Annotated in this window: 13 protein-coding genes and 1 pseudogene; 1 reads left to right on the forward strand and 13 read right to left on the reverse strand. The window is 69.0% G+C overall.

Annotated elements, in window-relative coordinates:
- Nucleotide 1: 1 nt before the first annotated feature.
- Entirely contained in the window at nucleotides 2–1,384 is a 1,383-nt protein-coding gene (locus PGN37_RS25250) for an ammonium transporter (RefSeq protein ID WP_335333718.1), read from the reverse strand.
- 159 nt (nucleotides 1,385–1,543) lie between these two features.
- Nucleotides 1,544–2,933 (reverse strand): annotated as a pseudogene (gene ftsY, locus PGN37_RS25255) (signal recognition particle-docking protein FtsY).
- A gap of 39 nt (nucleotides 2,934–2,972) precedes the next feature.
- On the opposite strand from ftsY, the gene fni reads away from it, so the two are divergent.
- Entirely contained in the window at nucleotides 2,973–4,034 is a 1,062-nt protein-coding gene (fni, locus tag PGN37_RS25260) for a type 2 isopentenyl-diphosphate Delta-isomerase (protein ID WP_335333719.1), read from the forward strand.
- A 41-nt stretch (nucleotides 4,035–4,075) separates the two neighbouring features.
- On the opposite strand, the gene smc is transcribed toward fni, so the two are convergent.
- The 11 genes from smc to PGN37_RS25315 all read right to left on the reverse strand — a co-directional run bounded on the left by smc (nucleotide 4,076) and on the right by PGN37_RS25315 (nucleotide 16,667).
- Nucleotides 4,076–7,663: a chromosome segregation protein SMC gene (smc, locus tag PGN37_RS25265; RefSeq protein WP_335333720.1), complete on the reverse strand. Its 3,588-nt coding sequence runs from the start codon at nucleotides 7,661–7,663 to the stop codon at nucleotides 4,076–4,078.
- 26 nt (nucleotides 7,664–7,689) lie between these two features.
- Nucleotides 7,690–7,974, reverse strand: a complete 285-nt coding sequence (locus PGN37_RS25270) for an acylphosphatase (protein ID WP_335333721.1) — start codon at nucleotides 7,972–7,974, stop codon at nucleotides 7,690–7,692.
- Nucleotides 7,958–8,374, reverse strand: coding sequence for an OsmC family protein (locus PGN37_RS25275; protein WP_335333722.1), 417 nt, complete (start codon nucleotides 8,372–8,374; stop codon nucleotides 7,958–7,960). Before PGN37_RS25275 ends, PGN37_RS25270 begins: the two co-directional genes overlap by 17 nt.
- Before the next feature lie 91 nt (nucleotides 8,375–8,465).
- On the reverse strand, nucleotides 8,466–9,317 hold the full coding sequence (gene mutM, locus PGN37_RS25280) for a bifunctional DNA-formamidopyrimidine glycosylase/DNA-(apurinic or apyrimidinic site) lyase (protein WP_335333723.1): 852 nt from the start codon (nucleotides 9,315–9,317) through the stop codon (nucleotides 8,466–8,468).
- Nucleotides 9,310–10,011 (reverse strand): ribonuclease III, encoded by a 702-nt coding sequence (gene rnc, locus PGN37_RS25285; protein ID WP_335333724.1) that lies wholly within the window; start codon nucleotides 10,009–10,011, stop codon nucleotides 9,310–9,312. The genes mutM and rnc overlap by 8 nt, the downstream gene beginning before the upstream one ends.
- Nucleotides 10,008–10,598, reverse strand: coding sequence for a YceD family protein (locus tag PGN37_RS25290; RefSeq protein WP_335333725.1), 591 nt, complete (start codon nucleotides 10,596–10,598; stop codon nucleotides 10,008–10,010). The genes rnc and PGN37_RS25290 overlap by 4 nt, the downstream gene beginning before the upstream one ends.
- Before the next feature lie 68 nt (nucleotides 10,599–10,666).
- On the reverse strand, nucleotides 10,667–11,404 hold the full coding sequence (gene sepIVA, locus PGN37_RS25295; protein WP_335333726.1) for a cell division protein SepIVA: 738 nt from the start codon (nucleotides 11,402–11,404) through the stop codon (nucleotides 10,667–10,669).
- A gap of 108 nt (nucleotides 11,405–11,512) precedes the next feature.
- Nucleotides 11,513–12,079 (reverse strand): hemerythrin domain-containing protein, encoded by a 567-nt coding sequence (locus PGN37_RS25300; RefSeq protein WP_335333727.1) that lies wholly within the window; start codon nucleotides 12,077–12,079, stop codon nucleotides 11,513–11,515.
- 75 nt (nucleotides 12,080–12,154) lie between these two features.
- The gene (coaD, locus tag PGN37_RS25305; protein WP_335333728.1) at nucleotides 12,155–12,631 is read right to left on the reverse strand and encodes a pantetheine-phosphate adenylyltransferase; all 477 of its coding nucleotides are present in this window, start codon (nucleotides 12,629–12,631) and stop codon (nucleotides 12,155–12,157) included.
- Nucleotides 12,632–12,678: 47 nt separating this feature from the next.
- Nucleotides 12,679–13,245 carry a 16S rRNA (guanine(966)-N(2))-methyltransferase RsmD gene (gene rsmD / locus PGN37_RS25310; protein WP_335333773.1) on the reverse strand — a complete coding sequence of 189 codons (567 nt, stop codon included), beginning with the start codon at nucleotides 13,243–13,245 and terminating at the stop codon, nucleotides 12,679–12,681.
- A complete protein-coding gene (locus PGN37_RS25315; RefSeq protein WP_335333774.1) occupies nucleotides 13,242–16,667 on the reverse strand; it encodes a pyruvate carboxylase in 3,426 nt (1,141 codons plus the stop codon). The genes rsmD and PGN37_RS25315 overlap by 4 nt, the downstream gene beginning before the upstream one ends.
- Nucleotides 16,668–16,687: the final 20 nt, after the last annotated feature.

Raw genomic sequence — 16,687 nt, forward strand, 5'->3', positions numbered from 1 at the left:
CTTATCCCTCCACGCCTGGGTGACGACCGAGTGCCGAGCCTCCGCCGACCGATGCGAAGTCGTAGGCGGTTTCAGCGTGCTCCGATTCGTCAGCCCCGGTGGATTCATCCTCCTCGCTGAGCCGAAGTCCGACGGTGTACTTCACTATCAGAGCCAAGATAGCTGTCCCGATGGCCGAGTAGAGCAGAACCGCTCCCGCACCGACGGCCTGACGCCACAGCTGGTCGAAGCCGCCACCGTAGAAGAGTCCGGCCACACCAGCGCCGGTCTCCGGCGCGGCGACCAGCCCGACGAGCAGGGTGCCGACGATGCCGCCGACCAGGTGGACGCCCACCACGTCGAGCGAGTCGTCATATCCCAGTTTGTATTTCAGGCCGACAGCCAAGGCGCACAGGGCACCGGCGACGGCGCCGATCACGAGAGCCCCGACCACGTTCACCGAGGAGCACGACGGGGTGATCGCGACCAGGCCGGCCACGATGCCCGAGGCGGCACCCAGCGAGGTGGCCTTGCCGTCACGGATGCGCTCGGTGAGCAACCAGGCCAGCATCGCAGCGCCCGTGGCCACCGTCGTGGTGACGAAGGTCGAACCCGCCAGACCACCCGAGGACGTCGCCGACCCGGCGTTGAAGCCGTACCAGCCGAACCACAGCAGACCGGCACCGAGCATCACGAACGGCAGGTTGTGCGGGCGCATCGGGGTGCCCGGCCAGCCGCGGCGCTTACCGAGGATGAGCGCGAGAACCAGGCCGGCGGTACCGGCGTTGATGTGCACCGCGGTGCCACCGGCGAAGTCGACTGCGGCGAGCTTGTTGGCGATCCAGCCGCCCGTCTCGGCGGTGACGCCGTCGAAGGAGAAGACCCAGTGCGCGACCGGGAAGTACACGACGGTGACCCAGAGGGCGGTGAACAGCAGCCATCCACCGAACTTGATGCGGTCGGCGACCGCGCCCGAGATCAGCGCGACGGTGATGATCGCGAACATCAGCTGGAAGGCGACGAACACCGTGGCCGGCAGCGTGCCCACCAGCGGGATGTTCACTGCGTCCACGGCTTCCACGCCGGCGGCCGGGTCGGCCACGACAGCTGCCGCCGCGTTGCCCCCGATCAGCCCCTTGAGTCCGAAGAACTGGGCGGGGTTGCCGAACAGGTTGCCCACGTCGTTACCGAAGGCGAGCGAGTAGCCGTAGAGCACCCACAGCACGGTGACGACACCCATGGCCGAGACGCTCATCATGATCATGTTGAGCACGCTCTTGGCGCGCACCATGCCGCCATAGAAGAACGCCAGGCCGGGCGTCATCAGCAACACCAGCGCGGCGCTGGCGAGCATCCACGCGGTATCACCGGTGTCCGGTATACCCATCGTCGGGAATTGGTCCACTCGCAGATTCCTCCTTCGTCATGCCACGGCCGCGCGAAAATGACGACCGTTGCCTGGGACATGACAATGCGCAGTGGTTGTTTCGGCGAAGACGCGCCGGTGTTTCGCTCGTGTGAACGGATGGACCGGTCAGGTTTCGCTGCTGTTACATCAGGCGATTCAGCCGAGAAGCGCGTCGACGAAGGCCGCCGGCTCGAACGGGGCGAGGTCATCGGCGCCCTCACCCAGCCCCACGAGCTTCACCGGAACGCCGAGCTCCTGCTGCACCCGGAACACGATGCCGCCCTTGGCGGTGCCGTCCAGTTTGGTGAGCACGACGCCGGTGATGTCGACCACTTCGGCGAACACCCGGGCCTGCGGGAGACTGTTCTGACCGATGGTCGCGTCGAGGACCAGGAGCACCTCGTCGACCGCGGCACGTTTGCTGACCACCCGCTTGACCTTGCCGAGCTCGTCCATCAGGCCGGTCTTGGTGTGCAGCCGGCCCGCGGTGTCGATCACCACGACGTCGGCGCCCGACGCGATGCCGGTGTCGACGGCGTCGAAGGCCACCGAGGCCGGATCGGCCCCCTCGGCGCCGCGGACCACCTGGGCACCGACCCGTGACGCCCATGTCTCCAGCTGATCGGCGGCGGCGGCACGGAACGTGTCCGCGGCGCCCAGCACGACACGGCGGCCGTCGGCCACCAGCACGCGCGCCAGCTTGCCCACCGTGGTCGTCTTGCCCGTGCCGTTGACGCCGACGACCAGCAGCACCGACGGCTTGTCCTCGTGGGGCAGTGCCCTGATCGAGCGATCCATGTCGGTCTTGAGCTCGGTGATCAGCACGTCGCGCAGCACCGCCCGGGCGTCGGCCTCGGTGCGAACGTTGGCCGATGCCATTCGGGTGCGCAGCGCGCTCACCACCGATTCGGTGACCACGGGACCGAGATCGGCGATCAGCAGCGTGTCCTCGATCTCCTCCCACGAGTCTTCGTCGAGGTCACCCCCCGCCGAGCAGGCCCAGCATGCTGCGGCCCAGCGTGTTCTGCGACTTCGCCAAGCGGCCACGCAGCCGGTCCAGACGGCCTTCCGCCGGCGCGATGGCGTCGATCTCGGGGGTGACATCCGGGGCCGGGGCGGGCGGCTCGTCGGGAACCACCACGTCCGGTGCCGGAGCGGGCGGCGGGGTCTCCGCACGCGGTGCCGGGGCCTCGGTGACCGGATCGGGCAGCCGGACGTCGGAGATGCGCCGTTTGGGTGCATCCCGCGGGATGGTGGCATCATCGCCGACAGCGGGCAGTCCGGTGGTGTCGATGCGCTCGGGCGCCTTCGGAGCGCGCGGCGCGGGCGTGGCGGTGGGCGGCTGAGGAGGCGCCTGGGTGGGCGCTGACGCCGAGAACGTGATGCCCGAGGCGGCCTTGTAGCCGCCCGACCGATCGACAGGAGTAGCAGTGTCTGGAGCGGACAGGCTGATACGACGCCGGCGGTACCGCACCAGGCCCACCACGAGCGCGACGAGCAGCAGGACGGCGATGACCGCGATGGCGATCCAGAGACCCTCACTCACCCGGCCATTGTCGCAGGGGCGTGGATCGAGCCACAGCCGGTGAGCTTCAACCCGGGCTCGGCCCTGCATCAACGCAAACGTCGCCACATCGACGTTTGCCTCAACGAGGCGGTCGACTACCAGACCGTCACCACCGGCTTCGAGCGCTACCAGCTGCCCTACAACGCGCTGACCCAGACTGACCTGCGCTCCATCGATCTGGGCACCGACTTCCTCGGCCGCCGGTTGCAGGCTCCGGTGCTGATCGGCGCGATGACCGGCGGCGCGGAGCTCTCGGGGATCATCAACCGCAATCTGGCCGCGGCAGCGCAACAACTGGGCATCGGCATGATGCTGGGCTCGCAGCGGGTGATGATCGACGACGAGGGCGCCGCGGCCAGCTTCGCGGTCCGCGAGGTGGCCCCCGACGTGCTGGTGATCGGCAACATGGGGCTGGCGCAGGTGTCCCCGGACATGGTGCCCGGGCTGGCGGCTGCGCTGCGCCGTGTCGGCGCCGATGCCGTGGCGGTGCACACCAACCCGCTGCAGGAGGCGATGCAGCACATGGGCGACACGGATTTCTCCGGGTCACTGCGTCGGCTGGGCGACGTGATCGGCGCACTCGACTATCCGGTGATGATCAAGGAGGTCGGGCACGGAATCGGGGCCGTCGCAGCGGCCGAGCTGGCGCACTATCCCGTCGCCGCCGTCGACGTCGCCGGTGCGGGCGGCACGTCGTGGGCGCGCATCGAGCAGTTCGTCCGGTACGGGGAGATCCGCCACCCCGCGCTGGCCGAGTGGGGCATCCCGACCGCGCAGGCGCTGCAGGAGGTGCGCCGGACGCTGCCGGACCTGCCGCTGGTGGCCTCGGGCGGGATCCGCACCGGCATGGATGCCGCCAAGGCGCTCGCCATGGGCGCCCAGGTCGTCGCCGTCGCCAGACCGCTGCTCGCACCGGCCATCGAATCCGTTGCCGCCGTGGTCGATTGGCTCGAAATCTTCCTCGAGGAGCTGCTGATCTGCCTGCACGGCAGCGGCGCGGCCGACCTCGCAGCACTCCGCGCCGCCGGCGTCACCCCCACCCCCGCCCACACCGACGTTCGGGCGGGAAAGAGCGAGTAGAACCCGCCATCACGTCGATCTCGACGCAGATCAGGACAGCCTCACGACGGGCTGGTGACCAGCTCCTGTCCTCGCATCCGCTGCGAGATGACCGTGGTGATGCCGTCGCCGCGCATCGTGACGCCGTAGAGCGCGTCGGCGACCTCCATCGTCGGCTTCTGGTGGGTGATGACGATCAGCTGGGAGCGCTCACGCAGCTGCTCGAACAGACTGATCAACCGACGCAGGTTGACGTCGTCGAGCGCGGCCTCCACCTCGTCCATCACGTAGAACGGTGACGGTCGGGCCCGGAAGATGGCCACCAGCATCGCGACCGCGGTCAGCGACTTCTCACCACCCGAGAGCAGTGAGAGACGCTTGATCTTCTTGCCCGGCGGCCGGGCTTCCACCTCGATACCGGTGGTCAGCATGTCGCTGGGATCGGTGAGCAGCAGGCGGCCTTCACCGCCCGGGAACAGCGTCGAGAACACCCCCGTGAACTCGCGTTCCACGTCCATGTAGGCCTCGGTGAACACCTGCAGGATGCGGGCGTCGACTTCGGCGACCACATCGAGCAGATCCTTGCGAGCGGCTTTGACGTCCTCGAGCTGAGTGGACAGGAAGTTGTAGCGCTCCTCCAGTGCGGCGAACTCCTCGAGCGCCAGCGGGTTCACCCGGCCCAGTTCGGCCAGCTCGCGTTCGGCTCTCTTGGCACGCCGCTGCTGGGTGGGCCGGTCGTACGGCATCGGCGCCGGCGCAGTGACCTGCTCGCCGCGCTCGCGTGCCTGCTCGTACTCGGCCATCTCGAGCTCGGTGGGCGGCAGCGCCACATCGGGTCCGTACTCGGCGACCAGATCGGCCGCCGCCATCCCGAACTGTTCGAGGACCTGCGACTCGAGCTGCTCGATGCGCAGGGCCGCCTGCGCCTTGGCGACCTCGTCGCGGTGCAGTGCGTCGGTCAGCGCGGCGATCCGGGCGGTGAGTTCGGAGACCTCTTCGCGAGCCTTGCCCAGCGCGGCAGCGCGGACCTGGCGTTCGGCGGCGATCTCGTCACGCACCCGCGAGGCCACGCCCACAGCGCTACTCAGCCGTGCCGCGACCAGTCGGCCCGACTCGGCGACCGCAGCCGCCACGGCGGCAGTACGTACCCGCGCCTCGCGCGCATGCTGAGCGCGCACGCGGGCCTCCCGCTCGGCGGTGGCTGCCCGACGGAGCGAATCCGCCCGTCCGCGAACAGCATTGGCGCGTTCCTCGGCGGTGCGGACCGCGAGACGGGCTTCCACCTCCGCGGCCCGCGCGGCCTCGGCCGCGGCCGTCCATTCCTGGCGGTCGACGGGCTCGGCGTCGAACATCGGCTCCTGCTGGGCGTGGTGCAGCCGAGCCTCGAGCTCGCTCAGTTCAGCGATGGTGCGAGTACGCCCGGCCTCCAGCTCGTCGCGCTGGGTGATCAGCCGCTGCCATTCGTCGTCGGCGGTGCGGGCTTCCTGCCCGAGCCGCCCGAGCTGCTCGTAGATGGCGGAGATCGCGGTGTCCGACTCGTTGAGCGCGGCGAGCGCCTGTTCGGCCGCATCCTGGCGGCTGGCCTGCTCGGCGAGCGCCCCGGACAGCGCTGCGGACAGTTCGGCGACCTGCCGTTCGGCGTCGACGAGTTCGGCGCGCGCCTTGTCGACCTCTGACTGGATTTCCAGCGTGCTGGGTTTGCGGTCCGACCCGCCACTCACCCAGCCCGCCCCCACGAGGTCGCCGTCGGCGGTCACGGCGCGCAGATCTGGTTGTGCGGCAACGACGTCCAGCGCCGTACGCAGATCGTCGACCACCGCGACCCCGGCGAGCATCGCCGTGACCGCACCGTGCAGGCGAGGCGCGGGCTCCACCACGTCACGAGCCCACACCGCGCCGGCAGGCAGTGATCCGGGCACGCCTCCCGCCGGCTGCGGCCAGTCGCCCAGCACCAGCGCCGCCCGGCCGCCGTCGGAGTCCTTCAGGGCGCGCAACGCATCTGCCGCGCTGCCGATCCCGTCGACCGCGAGGGCGTCGGCCGCCGCACCGAGCACGGCGGCGATCGCCGACTCGTGACCGGGCGCCACCTTGACCATCGCGGCCAGAGAGCCCAAAAGCCCAGTGCCGCTGTGGTTCTGCTGCAACCAGGCGGCTCCGTCCTTGCGATCGAGCCCGACGGAGAGCGCATCGATGCGCGCCTGCAGGGAGGCGACCAGACGTTCGGCGGCCCGCTCCGCGGTCTGCAGTTCGGCGACACGCTCGTCAGCGAGCCGCAGTGCGGTCACGGTCCTGTCGTGGTGTTCGTCGAGGCCGACCTCGCCGGCGTCGAGTTCACTGACGCGGGCTTGCACCGTCTCGAACTCAGCCTGGGCCTGCTGCGCTCGGGTGGCAGCCTCGTCGATGCCGGCACTGAGGCGCGCGACGGTCTCGTCGACGGACTCGACGCGGGTGCGCATGGTGTCGACCTGGCCGGCGAGCCGCGCGAGACCCTCGCGGCGGTCGGCTTCGGCGCGCGCTGCCGCCATGTGGGCGCGCTCGGCGTCGGCGGCGACGCGTTCGCGCTCAGCGAGCTCGGCACGGGCGCCGTCCAGCCGTTCGCGTGATTCCTCCAGCTGCTCGAGCAGGGCCCTCTCCTGCTCCGCGATCTCGTCGGCCTGCGCCTCGAGCTCGTCGGGGTCCGGCCCGCTGGACCGCTCGGGTTCGGCGTCGAGGTACTGGGCGCGTTCGCCTGCGATGCGCACCGTGGCGGCCACCCGCTCGGCGAGCGCCGAGAGCCGGAACCACCGCTGCTGAGCACTGTCGGCACGCTCGCTGAGGTCGGCCACCGCGCTCTCGTGGGCGTCCAGTTCGAGGGTGCGGGTCTGCAAGCGCGCGCTGAGTTCGTCGTATTCGCGGCGCAGCGTCGTCTCGGCCTGGTTGGTGTCGTCGAACTCTGACTTGCGGGCGACCAGGTCGTCGGCGGCCAGCCGGAGCCGGGCATCGCGCAGGTCGGCCTGGATGGTCTGCGCGCGCCGGGCCATCTCGGCTTGGCGGCCGAGCGGTTTGAGTTGGCGACGCAGTTCGGTGGTGAGGTCGGTGAGCCGGGCCAGGTTAGCCGCCATCGAGTCGAGCTTGCGGACTGCTTTTTCCCGGCGCTTGCGGTGCTTGAGGACCCCGGCGGCTTCCTCGATGAACGCCCGGCGGTCCTCGGGCCGCGATTCGAGGATCTCCGAGAGCTTGCCCTGGCCGACGATCACGTGCATCTCGCGGCCGATGCCGGAGTCGCTGAGCAGTTCCTGCACATCGGTCAAACGGCAACGGCTGCCGTTGATCTCGTATTCACCCGCGCCGTCGCGGAACATCCGGCGGGTGATCGACACCTCGGAGTACTCGATCGGCAGCGCGTTGTCGGAGTTGTCGATCGTCAGCGTCACCTCGGCGCGCCCGAGGGGCGCCCGCGACGACGTGCCGGCGAAGATGACGTCTTCCATCTTGCCGCCGCGCAGCGTCTTGGCGCCCTGCTCGCCCATCACCCAGGTCAGCGCGTCGACGACGTTGGACTTGCCCGACCCGTTGGGGCCCACGACGCACGTGATGCCCGGCTCGAAGCGAAGAGTCGTCGGCGAGGCGAAGGACTTGAAGCCCTTCAGCGTCAGACTCTTCAAGTGCATGACGCGTTACCCTACCGTCGCTGACCTCAGCGCTCGGTGAAGCCGGGGAGCGCGTCGGACGCCGCAGACCATTCGGTGACGACGGTGTCGACGTGCCCGGGCGTGTCACCGTGTTCGAGCAGGTCAAGGAGCTTTTCGCAGGCTTCCCGCGAGCCCTGTGCGACCACGTGGACGCGTCCGTCGGCCTTGTTCGCGGCGTAGCCGGTCAGCCCCAGTTCGAGCGCGCGTGAGCGCGTCCACCAGCGGAAACCCACCCCCTGGACGTGACCGTGCACCCAGGCGGTGAGGCGGACCTCACTCTCCTCCAACATCTTTCACCTCAAATGTCACGTCAGTCCCGGATTTCAACGTGCGTCCCACTGTGCACACCGAATCGATGGCCCGCTCGACGACGGTGAGCAGCCGGGCTTTCTCCTCGGGCGACAGAGTGGAGAGGTCGATCTCGAGCGACTCCGCGAGGTGCGGGTACCGCTCCTGGTCGCGGTCGGCCGCTCCGGCCACCCGGATCGTGGTGCGGTAGTCGTCACCCAGCCGGCGCCGCAGCGGCTGGTCACTGGACATTCCGCTGCAGGCCGCCAGCGCGATCTTCATCAATTCGCCCGGTGTGAAGACGCCGTCGACGTCCTCGGAGCCGACGAAGACTTCCGCGCCGCGCGTGCTGCGACCCGTGTAGCGCCGCACGCCGGTGCGCTCCACCCACAGTTCTGTCATGCCCTATTTCTACAACCCCGCGCGGAAGAGCATTCCTGGTCGCTCCCGGCGGCCCGGAGCAGCCATGCCTTCTCAACGGCGCAGAACAGCGTCAGCGGGTGCGCGGGCGCGGTTGACACCGCGGGCAGTAGCACGAGGAGCGGTTCATGAACTTCTCCCGCCGCATGATCGCCCCGCACCGCCGGCACGGCTCACCATCTCGGCCGTACGCGTCCAGAGACCGGTCGAAGTACCCCGACTCCCCGTTGACGTTCACATAGAGCGAGTCGAACGAGGTGCCGCCCTGGCCCAGCGCATCGGTCATCACTGCCGTGGCAGCGTCGAGCACCTCGGCCAGCTTGGCCTTCGGCAGGCCGGACGCCAGCCGGGCCCCGTTGACCTTCGCCCGCCACAGGGCTTCGTCGGCGTAGATGTTGCCGATCCCCGACACCACTGTCTGATCGAGCAGTTGCCGTTTGATCTCGGAATGCTTGCGCCGCAACACCGCAACCACACCGTCGCGATCGAAGTCCGGGTCGAGCGGGTCCCGCGCGATGTGCGCGACAGGTACGGGCACCTCCGTCCCGTCGACGGTCACCATGTCGGCGAGCATCCATCCGCCGAACGTGCGCTGGTCGACGAAGCTCAGCGTGGTCCCGTCGTCGAGTAGCGCGGCGATGCGCAGATGGTTCTCGTTGGGCACCGGGCCCAGCAGCATCTGACCACTCATGCCGAGGTGCACGACGACCGCCGAGCCGTCAGAGAGTGTGAGCCACAGGTACTTTCCCCGCCGGCCGGTGCCAGTGATCGTCATGTCGAGCAGGCGTGCGGTCAGGTCGGCCGGGCCGGCCTCGTGGCGGCGCACCGCACGCGGATGGTGCACGCGCACGCCGGTGAGGGTCTTGCCGGTGACGTGCGCGGCCAAACCGCGACGGACCACCTCGACCTCGGGAAGTTCAGGCATTCCGCTCTTCGGTCAGCGCGTTCCATGCAGCGGCAGCGGCTTTGAGCTCGGCTTCTTTTTTCGTCTTGCCGATTCCGGTGCCGTATTCCTTGCCGGCGATCACGACCGTGGCGGTGAACTCTTTGTCGTGGTCGGGCCCGGTGGATGACACGACGTAGGCCGGCGCTCCGAGCCCTCGGGCCGCCGTGAGCTCCTGCAGGCTGCTCTTCCAGTCCAGGCCGGCACCCAAAGTCGGTGCCGTGTCCAGTAATTCACTGAACAGCCGCAGGATCGCCTCACGGGCGACCACCGCACCGTGCTCGAGATAGATGGCGCCCAGCAGAGATTCGACACCATCGGCGAGGATGCTGGACTTGTCCGCACCACCCGAGTTCTCTTCACCCTTGCCGAGCAGCAGATAATTTCCCAGGCCCTTGTCCGAGAGTCGGCGGCCGACATCGGCGAGCGCCTGGGTGTTGACGATGCTCGCCCGCAACTTGGCAAGGTCGCCTTCGGACCGTTCGGGGTGGCGGTGGTAGAGCTCCTCGGTGATGGTGAGGCCGAGCACGGAGTCGCCGAGGAACTCCAGTCGTTCGTTGGTCGGCAGGCCGCCGTTCTCGTAGGAGTAGCTGCGGTGGGTCAGCGCGACGGTGAGCAGATCCGGGGCCAGCCGCACGCCGAGGGCTTCGAGCAGTGGTTCGCGGTCGACCGTCACTGCTCGTCTCCGGTCGGCTTGCGGAACTGGGCGAGTTTGGCCCACCGCGGGTCGATCTGGTCGTGGTGGTGCCCGGGTTCGGCGTCGGAAACCCTGACCCCGCATTCCGGACAGAGGCCGGCACAGTCGGGGGTGCAGGCCGGGGAGAACGGCAGCGCGAGCCCCACCGCGTCGATGATCGGCTGCTCGAGGTCGACGGTGTCGGTGCCGCCGTCGCGGCCGACCCTGGGGATCTCGTCCTCCTCAGTGGTGGCCTCGGTGGTGCTGTCGGGATAGGCGTACAACTCGGTCAGGTCGATTGCGACATCGCCGGTGACCGGTATCAGACAGCGGGCACACTCCCCCTCGGTGGGCCCAGAGACCGTGCCGGTGACCAGCACGCCTTCGGACACCGACTCTAGCCGGAGCTGCAGGTGCAGGGGCGCGCCCTCGGGGATCGCGATCAGGTCCAGCCCGATACGAAAGGGGCTGGACACCGTGTCGTCGACGGTGATCATCGAGCCGGGCCGCCGGCCGAGCCGGGAGATGTCGATGACCAACGGCGACCGCGATCCCCGGCGCGCCGCGGTGTCAACGCGCGTCGCCATGCCTGCATCGTAGACGCGCCGCCGAACCGCAATACAGGTGTATGCCGCGACGGCGGGCGGACGACGGGTTAGCGGGATACGTAGTCGTGCGTCCCGGCGGCGGTGCGCAGCTGATGCCGGCCGCGGCCGACCGATCGGATGGTGCCGTTGAGGAAGTCCTCGAACTCGGCGAGCTTGCTGTCGACGTAGATGTCGCATTCGCCGCGCAGCCGGTCGGCCTCGGCATGGGCGGAGTCGATCATCCGGGTGGCTTCCGCGGTGGCCGTTGCGACGATCTCGGTCTGGCTGACCAGCCGTTGCTGTTCCTTGATGCCTTCCTGGACGGCCTTCTCGTAGGCCATGTTGCCGCTCTCGAGCAGGCGGTCGGCCTCCGACTTGGCCCGACCGGTGCTCGCCTCGTACTCGCGCTTGGCGGTGGCCGAGATGCGGGCGGCTTCCTCGCGGGCCTCGGCGACCATGCGCTCGCTGTGCTGGCGCGCCTCGGCGACCATCCGGTCGGCTTGCGCTTTGGCATCAGCCAGCAACCGGTCGGCCTCGGCGCGGGCATGGTTGACCATCGAATCGGCCTCGGCGTTGGCCGTCGACACCGTCGACTCGGCATGGTCCTTGGCTTCTCGCAGCATCGCGTCACGGGCATCGAGCACGTCCTGCGCGTCGTCGAGTTCGCCGGGGATGGCGTCCTTGATGTCGTCGATCAGTTCCAGCACGTCCCCGCGGGGCACGACGCAGCCGGCCGTCATCGGCACGCCGCGGGCCTCTTCGACGATGGCACCCAATTCATCGAGCGCTTCAAAAACTCGGTACACGGCGACACCCTCCAGGCGTAGTTGTTAGTGACCAGTGTGCCTGGTGTTACGCCTGTGACTCGGCTTTCGCGTTCGGTGTGTCGTCGTCGAATCAGCCTCGTCGTCGAATCAGCGCAGCGCGGCGCCGATCGCGTCCCTGGCGCGGTCGAGCATCGAGGCGAACGGACCTACCGCGAAGTTGAGCTTGGCCGACTCGACACCCGGGTGCGGGCGCGTCGGCGCGATCGCCTCGGCGGCGCGCACCGCGGCCGCGAGGCTTTTGAGCTCGTCCTCGTCGAGATCACGCCGGAGCGTGGTGAACTCTTCGGTCTCCTCACGCTCGGCGTGCTCGAGCACGGCCTCGCGGAACGCGGTCAGTTCGGTGATGAACTCGTCGGAGGCGATGTCGAGCGACTCCAGCTTCGACAGCTGCTGCTTGGCGTCGTGCTCCTCGCGCAGCCGCGCGTCGACGACCGCGTCCCCAGCCGCTCCGTCATTGCGGGCGCGTGGGTGAACGACCATCTCCTCAGCGGTCTCGTGCACGGCGAGGAGCTGGCGCAGTTCGACGAACGCCGTCTCGCGGGCCTTCGATCCCGAGGCGTGCAGCACCTCCTCGAACAAGTCCTTGATCAGATTGTGCTGGTCGCGCAGGAACGCCACGACGTCGTCGGTCGATTGCACGAATGTCTCAACCACGGCAGATACCTCCGTCATCGGGATGGGGCGCGCGGGCTGTCGCGCCTGCGCTCTCCCTACCCGGCGGGCTCGGCCTCAACCGCGCAGTTTTGCCTGCAATCGGGTGTTCACGGCCTCGGGCAGCAGATCGGAGACGTCGCCGCCCAGTTGGGCGACCTCTTTGGCCAGCGACGACGACACGAACGAGTACCGCGGCGTCGTGGCCACGAAGAACGTGTCGACCCCGGCGACGTGCTTGTTCATCTGCGCCATCTGCAGCTCGTATTCGAAGTCGGTGCCCGTGCGCAGACCTTTCACGATCGCGGTCAACCCACGGTCCTTGACGAAGTCGACCACCAGGCCGCTCCCTGACTCCACGCGCAGATTCGGCAGATGCGACGTCGATTCGGCGATCATCTCGATGCGTTCCTCGACGGCGAACATGCCCTTCTTCGCCGGGTTCACCAGAACCGCGACGACGACCTCGTCGAATTGGGCGGCGGCGCGTTCGAAGATGTCGACGTGACCCAGCGTGACGGGATCGAAAGACCCGGGGCAGACAGCTCCGCTCATGGACGACGACGCTAGCAGGGGCATGGCATGTCCAGCCGCGGCCGATGTCAGTCCGCCGTGCCGATTTCCAGACGGGTGTCGCCGTAGCGGCGCGGCGAATCAGCCGACCATCCGGCGGGCCAGACGATTTCGGCCGCACCGGTGGGACGTTCGACCACGGCGACCGCACCGGGAGCCGTCCAGCCGTGGGAGAGCAGGTCGGAGAGCAGCGCCGCCACCGTGGCGGTCGACACCTCGTAGGGCGGGTCGGCCAGCACCAGGTCGACGGGCCGTGGGGCAGGAGCCGCCACCACAGTGGCGACCGGCGCGCGCCGCACCTGCGCTCCCCGCGCCCCCAGCGTGGCGATGTTCTGCTCGATGGCCGCGACCGCACGGGCGTCCGATTCGACGAACACCGCCGAGCGCGCCCCGCGCGAGAGCGCTTCGAGCCCCAGGGCGCCCGAACCCGCGAACAGGTCGAGGACGTCCAGCCCCTCGAAATCCAGACGCGCGGCGAGCACGTTGAACAACGACTCCCGCACACGGTCGGTGGTCGGCCGCGTCCCGCGGCCCGACTTCTGTTGCGGCACAGCGATTCGGCGCCCGCCGTATGCGCCGGCGATGATCCGGGTCAGCTGGCTTCCTCGGTGTTCCCGCGACCCGCCGATCCGACGACCACGAGCAGGTCACCGCCCTCGACCTGCGCGGTGGCCGAAACAGCAACGCGCGCAACGGTTCCAGCCTTGGGCGCGGTGATCGCGGCCTCCATCTTCATCGCCTCGATCGTCGCGATCGTCTGGCCGGCCTCGACGGCGTCTCCCTCGGCCACACCGACGGTCACCACGCCCGCGAACGGGGCCGCGACATGGTCGGGGTTGGTGCGATCCGCCTTCTCCGCCGCGGGGACATCGCTGGCCACGCTGCGGTCGCGGACGACGACGGGACGCAGCTGACCGTTGATGATGCACATGACGGTGCGCATTCCGCGCTCGTCGGGATCGGAGATCGCCTCGAGCCCGATGAGCAGCTGCACCCCGCGCTCGAGCGTGACGCGGTGCTCGTCACCGTGGCGCAGTCCGTAGAAGAACTGATTGGCCGACAGGCTGGACGTGTCACCGAACTGCTCGCGGTGCGCCTCGAATTCCTTTGTGGGGCCGGGGAACAACAACCGGTTCAGAGTCGCCTGCCGCTCCGAGCCCTCCTGACCGAGCGCTTTCTCGTCCTCGGCGCTGAGTTCTTCGGCCGGCTTGGCGGCGGCGCGTCCGGCCAGGGCCTTGGTGCGCAATGGCTCCGGCCAACCGCCCGGGGGGTCGCCGAGCTCACCGCGCAAGAAGCCGATGACGGAGTCGGGGATGTCGAAACGGTCGGGCTCGGCGGCGAATTCGTCGGCCGTCACACCGGCACCCACGAGCGCCAGGGCGAGATCGCCGACCACCTTCGACGACGGCGTCACCTTCACCAGCCGCCCCAGGATCCGGTCGGCACCGGCGTATGCGGCCTCGATCTCCTCGAAGCGATCGCCCAGACCCAGCGCGGTGGCCTGCTGGCGCAGGTTCGAGAGCTGACCGCCGGGGATCTCGTGGGTGTACACCCGCCCCGTCGGCGTCGTCGGCCCGGCCTTGGCGACGTCGAACGGCGAGTAGACCTTTCGCAGCGCCTCCCAGTAGGGCTCCAGCTCACAGACCGCCGCGAGTGAGAGTCCGCTGTCGTACTCGGTGTGTGCGGTCGCCGCCACGATCGAGCTCAGGGCCGGCTGACTGGTGGTGCCCGCCAGCGGCGCCGAGGCGCCGTCGACCGCGCTGGCGCCCGCCTGCCATGCGGCGAGGTAGGTGGCCAGCTGTCCACCGGGCGTGTCATGGGTGTGCACGTGCACCGGCAGGTCGAAGCGACTGCGCAGGGCACGGACCAACATCGAGGCCGCCTGCGGCCGTAGCAGTCCGGCCATGTCCTTGATCGCGAGCACGTGCGCACCGGCGTCGACGATCTGCTCGGCGAGCTTGAGGTAGTAGTCCAGCGTGTAGAAGTTCTCCCCCGGGTCGGACAGGTCGCCGGTGTAGCTCATCGCGACTTCTGCGACGGCGGTACCCGTTTCGCGCACCGCGTCGATGGCCGGTCGCATCGAGTCGACGTTGTTCAGAGCGTCGAAGATCCGGTAGATGTCGATGCCCGTTGCGGTCGCCTCCTGCACGAAGGCGTGCGTCACCGACTCCGGATAGGGGGTGTATCCCACCGTGTTCCGGCCGCGCAGCAGCATCTGCAGGCAGATGTTCGGCACCGCTTCGCGCAGGGCCGCCAGCCGCTCCCAAGGATCTTCTTTCAGGAATCGCAGCGCCACGTCGTAGGTGGCGCCGCCCCAGCATTCGATCGAGAGCAGCTGCGGGGTCAGCCGCGCGATGTAGGGCGCCACCATGAGCAGGCCGGAGGTGCGGATGCGGGTGGCGAGCAACGACTGGTGCGCGTCGCGGAACGTGGTGTCGGTGATGCCGACCGACTTCGACTCGCGCATCCACCGCGCGAACCCCTCGGGCCCGACTTCGGTCAGCAGGTGCTTGCTGCCCCGTGGCGGCATCGTGTCGAGGTCGATGGACGGCAGCTTGTCGTTCGGATACACCGACGACGTCCGCGGCCCGTGGGGCTGGTTGACCGTGACGTCGGCCAGATAGTTGAGGATCTTGGTGCCGCGATCGGCGGGAGCACGTGCGGTGAGCAGATAGGGCCGTTCGTCGATGAACGAGGTCGTGACGCGGCCGGCACGGAAATCGGGATCGTCGACCACAGCCTGCAGGAACGGAATGTTGGTCGACACCCCGCGCACGCGGAACTCGGCGAGTGCGCGGTGAGCACGGGCCACCGCGGTGTCGAAATCCCTTCCGCGACAGGTCAATTTGACCAGCATTGAGTCGAAGTGGGCGCCGATCTCGGCGCCGAGCACGGCCCCGCCGTCGAGGCGGATGCCCGCACCGCCGGGCGACCGGTAGGCCGTGATGCGGCCCGTGTCGGGCCGGAAGCCGTTGGCGGGATCCTCGGTGGTGATCCGGCACTGCATCGCGAAACCGCGAGGCGCGGTGAGCATGTCCTGGCTCAGCCCGAGATCGGCGAGGGACATGCCGGAGGCGATGCGCAGCTGGCTGGCCACCAGGTCCACGTCGGTGATCTCCTCGGTCACCGTGTGCTCTACCTGGATTCGCGGATTGCACTCGATGAACACGTGATGGCCGCGCTCGTCGAGTAGGAACTCCACGGTGCCCGCACACGAATATCCGATTCCTCGGGCGAACGCGACTGCGTCGTCGCAGATACGCTGCCGCAGCTCGGCCGGCATGTTCGGGGCCGGCGCCAGCTCGATCACCTTCTGGTGGCGACGCTGCACGCTGCAGTCCCGCTCGAACAGATGCATGACGTTGCCGTCATTGTCGGCGAGGATCTGCACCTCGATGTGGCGGGGATTGAGCACCGCCTGCTCCAGGTACACCGTCGGATCGCCGAACGCCGACTCGGCTTCGCGGCTGGCGGCGTCGACCGCTTCGGCCAGCGTGTCGAACTCGGTGACCCGCCGCATGCCGCGGCCGCCGCCACCCGAGACGGCCTTCACGAAGAGCGGGAACTCCATGTCGCGCGCAGCGGCCACCAACTCGTCGACCGACGACGAGGGCGCGGACGACGACAGCACCGGCAGACCGGCGGCCCGCGCGGCTTCGATGGCCCGTGCCTTGTTGCCGGTCAGCTCGAGGACGTCGGCACTGGGCCCGACGAAGGTGATGCCTGCGGCCGCACACGCTGCGGCCAGTTCGGGGTTCTCCGAGAGGAATCCGTACCCGGGGTAGACCGCGTCGGCGCCGGCCTCCTGCGCGACCCGCATGATCTCGTCGACCGAGAGATAGGCCCGCACGGGGTGCCCGGTATCCCCGATCTGATAGGACTCGTCGGCCTTGAGCCGGTGCAGGGAATTGCGGTCTTCGTACGGATACACCGCCACCGTGGCGATGCCCATCTCGTAGGCGGCACGGAACGCCCGAATGGCGATCTCACCACGGTTGGCGACGAGGACTTTGGTTATCTGGCCGGGCACGGTTCACC

Origin of the sequence: Mycobacterium kyogaense, from assembly GCF_036946525.1 — a bacterium.
GTDB classification, from domain to species: domain Bacteria; phylum Actinomycetota; class Actinomycetes; order Mycobacteriales; family Mycobacteriaceae; genus Mycobacterium; species Mycobacterium kyogaense_A.

Excerpts from the sequence above, each read along its gene's own strand:
- smc (WP_335333720.1), bottom strand. The coding sequence starts at position 7,663 with ATGCACTTGAAGAGTCTGACGCTGAAGGGCTTCAAGTCCTTCGCCTCG.
- PGN37_RS25270 (WP_335333721.1), bottom strand. The coding sequence starts at position 7,974 with ATGTTGGAGGAGAGTGAGGTCCGCCTCACCGCCTGGGTGCACGGTCAC.
- mutM (WP_335333723.1), bottom strand. The coding sequence starts at position 9,317 with ATGCCTGAACTTCCCGAGGTCGAGGTGGTCCGTCGCGGTTTGGCCGCG.
- PGN37_RS25290 (WP_335333725.1), bottom strand. The coding sequence starts at position 10,598 with ATGGCGACGCGCGTTGACACCGCGGCGCGCCGGGGATCGCGGTCGCCG.
- PGN37_RS25275 (WP_335333722.1), bottom strand. The coding sequence starts at position 8,374 with ATGACAGAACTGTGGGTGGAGCGCACCGGCGTGCGGCGCTACACGGGT.
- coaD (WP_335333728.1), bottom strand. The coding sequence starts at position 12,631 with ATGAGCGGAGCTGTCTGCCCCGGGTCTTTCGATCCCGTCACGCTGGGT.